The organism is Promicromonospora sp. NPDC050262 (assembly GCF_040655935.1).
In the GTDB taxonomy this organism is placed as follows: Bacteria; Actinomycetota; Actinomycetes; order Actinomycetales; family Cellulomonadaceae; genus Promicromonospora.
In genome coordinates, this window is sequence record NZ_JBFAKX010000044.1 from 1 (window position 1) to 4118 (window position 4118).

General features: G+C 75.0%; 2 protein-coding genes and 1 pseudogene. 1 reads left to right on the plus strand and 2 read right to left on the minus strand.

What is annotated here, in order from left to right; translation table 11 throughout:
- Positions 1 to 120: 120 nt before the first annotated feature.
- Positions 121 to 1779: a glycoside hydrolase family 13 protein gene (locus AB0I29_RS27645; protein ID WP_357487475.1), complete on the minus strand. Its 1659-nt coding sequence runs from the start codon at positions 1777 to 1779 to the stop codon at positions 121 to 123.
- A gap of 105 nt (positions 1780 to 1884) precedes the next feature.
- Here AB0I29_RS27645 and AB0I29_RS27650 point away from each other — a divergent pair, with 105 nt between their 5' ends.
- Positions 1885 to 3099 carry an ROK family protein gene (locus AB0I29_RS27650; protein ID WP_357487477.1) on the plus strand — a complete coding sequence of 405 codons (1215 nt, stop codon included), beginning with the start codon at positions 1885 to 1887 and terminating at the stop codon, positions 3097 to 3099.
- 20 nt (positions 3100 to 3119) lie between these two features.
- Here AB0I29_RS27650 and AB0I29_RS27655 read toward each other — a convergent pair.
- A pseudogene (locus AB0I29_RS27655) lies at positions 3120 to 4118 on the minus strand (hypothetical protein); the annotation flags it as partial.

A 4118-nucleotide genomic window follows, 5' to 3' on the forward strand; every position in this document is an offset into this window, starting at 1 on the left:
GCCCCCCGCCCCCCCCACCCCGGCTCGCCGGCCCCGGCCCCGCCAGGTACACCTGGGGGTGGCCCCCCAACCGAGCCTCGTTCTGGCAGCAACCGCATGGTCACCGGACGCCGCGCGGCGTCACGCCGTGCGGACCCACGCCGTCGTCGCGCCGGGCAGCAGGCCGTCGGCCAGCGGCTCGCTGGTGAGCAGGACCTCGCCGTCCGGCAGCGCCGTCGGCTCCGTGCCGAAGTTCGTCACCACGTGCCAGCCGCCCGGCCGCGTGAAGTGCACGACGTCGTCCGACGCGTCCAGCCACTCCAGCGTCTCGTCGGTCTGCAGCTCGTCGCGCAGCGCGAGCGCCGCACGGTAGAGCTCCAGCGTCGAGCCCGCGACGCCGTCCTGCGCCTCGACCGACAGCTCGCCGTAGCCCGCGGGCTGCGGCAGGTGCGCGCCCGCCGTGCCGAAGCCGAACGACGTACCCTCGCGCGTCCACGGCAGCGGCACGCGGCAGCCGTCCCGGCCCGGGTCGACGCCGGGGTTGCGGAAGAACGCCGGGTCCTGGTGCTGGTCGGCCGGGATGTCGGCGACCTCGGGCAGGCCGAGCTCCTCGCCCTGGTACAGGTAGGCGCTGCCCGGCAGGCCCAGCATGAGCAGCGTCGCCGCGCGGGCGCGGCGCAGACCCAGCTCGACGTCGGCCACGGGCTCGGTGCCGCCCGACAGCAGCCAGGCCTGGCCCTGCTTGCCCGGCCGGCCGTCGCGCGGCGGCAGGGCGTAGCGGGTGGCGTGGCGGACGACGTCGTGGTTGGAGAACACCCACGTGGTCGACGAGCCCGACGCCGCGGACAGCGCCAGGTTGTCGGTGATGATCTTCCGGAACTGGGCCGCGTCGAAGTCGGCCTCCAGCAGGTCGAAGTTGAACGCCTGGCCCAGGCCGTCGGCGCTCGCGTACCGGGGCCGCCGGGGCGTGTCGACCCAGGCCTCGGCCACCGCGATGCGCGGCGGGGTGTACTCGTCGAACACCTGGCGCCAGCCCGCGTAGATCTCGTGCACCTCGTCGCGGTCCCACAGGGGGTGCGCGCCGGGCTCGGTGATGGCGTCGAGCTCCGCCTGGCTCGGCAGGGTCTCGGCGAGCTCCTTGGTCAGGCCGTGCGCCACGTCGATGCGGAAGCCGTCGACGCCGCGGTCCGACCAGAACCGCAGGGTCCGGTGGAAGTCCTCGCGGACCTCGGGGTTGTCCCAGTTGAAGTCGGGCTGCTCCTTGGCGAACAGGTGCAGGTACCACTGGCCGTCGGGCACTCGGGTCCACGACGGGCCGCCGAAGATGCTGGTCCAGTCGGCGGGCGGCTGCGAGCCGTCCTCGCCCAGGCCGTCGCGGAAGATGTAGCGGGCCCGCTCCGGGCTGCCCGGCGCCGCGGCCAGGGCCTCCTGGAACCAGACGTGGTCGTCCGAGGAGTGGTTCGGCACGATGTCGACGATCACGCGGATGCCCGCGCCGTGCAGGGCCTGCACCATCTGGTCGAACTCGTCCAGCGTGCCGATCCGCGGGTCCACGTCGCGGTAGTCGGCCACGTCGTAACCGCCGTCGGCCAGGGCCGACGGGTAGAAGGGGCTCAGCCAGACGGCGTCGATCCCGAGGCGCTTCAGGTACGGCACGCGCGAGATGATGCCCCGCAGGTCGCCGATACCGTCGCCGTTCGCGTCGGCGAAGCTGCGCGGGTAGATCTGGTAGACGGTGGCCTGCCGCCACCAGGTGGGGTCGTCGACGAGGAGCTGCTGCTCGCTGAGGGTGCTGGTCACGGTGCGGGATCCTTTGCTGTCGTGGTCGAGCGGTCGCAATTTTATGCAAGCGTTAGATTTAATGCCCTGGAGAGAGCCTCCAGCGTCGGGGACGAAAGGTCAAGCGTGAGCCGAGCACCCCAGAACGCGTCGTCGTCCGGACTGCTGAGACGCATCAACGCCGTGAGCGTGCTCGACTTCGCCTGGGCCAACGACGTCTTCACCGCGACCGAGGCCATGGACGCGACCGGGCTGACCCGCTCGACCGTGATCAGCCGGTGCGCCGAGCTGATCGAGCTCGGCTGGATGCGCGAGGTCGAGCGAGCGCCCGAGCCCGCGGGGAAGGGCCGGCCCGCCCGGCTCTACCAGCTCCGGGCCGACGCCGGGTACGTGGTGGGCGTCGACGCCGGGCAGCACCGCGTGCTCGCCACCGTCAGCGACCTCCGGGGCGCCGAGGTGGGGCGGCAGGAGCACCCCGTCGACCGGGCGCACGACAACGCGTCCGACCGGCTGGCCGTCACCGACACCACGATCGACGAGGCGCTCGCCGCGGCCGGCATCGACCCCGCGCGGGTGCTGGGGATCGCCGTCGGCGTGCCGGCCCTGACGGACGCGCAGGGCGCGACCCCGCCGGGCCCGAACACCTTCTGGGCGCGCATGAACCCGGGCTTCGCCGAGCATTTCCGCAACCGCGGCTGGCACGTGACCGTCGAGAACGACGCGAACCTCGCCGCGCACGCGGAGCGCGCCCTCGGGGCGGGGCGTGACGTCGGGTCGTTCGCCGCGCTGCTGTCCGGCGAGCGGTTCGGCGCCGGCATCGTGGTGGACGGCGCCCTCGTGCGCGGCAGCTACGGCGGCGCCGGCGAGATGCGTCTCCTCGACTACGTGGTCGGCGTGGGCAGCCCGCACGGCCTCGGCTCCCTGGCCCGTATCTGGGGCCGGGAGGCGCACGAGTCGGGCGCCCTGCCCGCCGACAGCGCCCTGGGGGCCCTGCCCACGAGCGCGATCGACGCCCCGGCGGTGTTCGCGGCGGCCGCGGCCGGCGACGTCGGCGCCATCGCCCTCGTCGACCGCCTGGCCGACCGCCTCGCCCGGGTGTGCGCCGTCATCGACGGCATGCTCGACGTGGACCGGATCGTCGTGGCGGGTGGCGTGGCGCCCGTGGTCGGCGACCTGCTGCGGCGCACCGCGACCATCCTGGACGGGATGGTGCACCCGCCCGCCCCTGAGCTCGTCGCCTCGTCGTTCGGGGCGGACGCCGTGATCGTCGGCGCGTCCACGCTCGCGCTGGAGCGCGTGCGGACGGACGCGCTCGACCTGGCGCTGGGGGTTGTGGACTAGGGGCTTGGGTTCGGGTGGCGCTAGCGGCCTCGGCCGTGGCCGTGGCCGTGCCCGTGGCCGTGCCCGTGCCCGTGCCCGTGGCCCCGGTCGTTGCCGGAGCCCTTGCCCTGGTCGCCGCCCTTGTCCTTGCCGTGACCCTTGCCGTGGTCGTGGCTCTTGTCGTTGCCGGGGCCGGGACCGGGGCCCCGGCCGTTTCCGCTGCCCTGGCCGTTGCCCGGGCCGTGGTCGTTTCCGCGACCCTTGTCGTGGCCGTTGCCCCTGTCGTGACCGTTGCCCTTGCCCGGGCCCTGGTCGTTGTCCTTCGCCGGGCCCTTGCCGTGGTCGTTGGAGGGGTTGCCGGGTGGGCCGGCGGGGCTCTTGTCGGGCGGTCCGGGCGCCGGGGGAGTCTCCGGCTCCGGCTTCGGCTCCGGCTCCGGCTCCGGCTCCGGCTTCGGCTCGGGGGCCGGCGCGGTGGGCGGCGTCTCCGGCTTGGCCGGGGCGGGGTCCTTCGGCGCGGGCGCGGGCTTGTCCTTCGCCGGCGCGGGGGCCTTCCGGGGCGGTGCGGGGGTCGCCGCGGGCTCGGGAGGGGTCTCGGCGGTCACCGCGGAGGCTGGCACGGCGGCCGCGACCTGTTCCGGTGCCGCGATCGGCTCGGCGGCGGAGTCCTCCTCGGCGGGCGCGGCCGGACGCCGCGGCGGGTCGGCGGGCGGCGACGGGTCCCGCGGCGGGTCCGGTTCGAGGAGCGCCTCGGGACCTCCGCCGTCGAACGGCTCGCCGTCGGCCTGGATCGAGGGGCTGTCGGGCTGGACGGCCATCAGGGCCATGGCGCCGGCTCCGATGGCGAGCGCCGCGGCCACACCCGCGGCCACCGCGGCGTGCTTGGTGCCGAACGAGTGGAGCCGGGTCGCGCGCGTGGATCCGCTGGCGCCGGCGATACCGGCGCCAGCGGCGGTGGTGGTGAGGAGTCCGCCGGCGATGAGGTGCTGGCCGAGGTCGCGGAGCATCCAGGAGACCTCGCGGACGTCGATGAACGCGCGGGT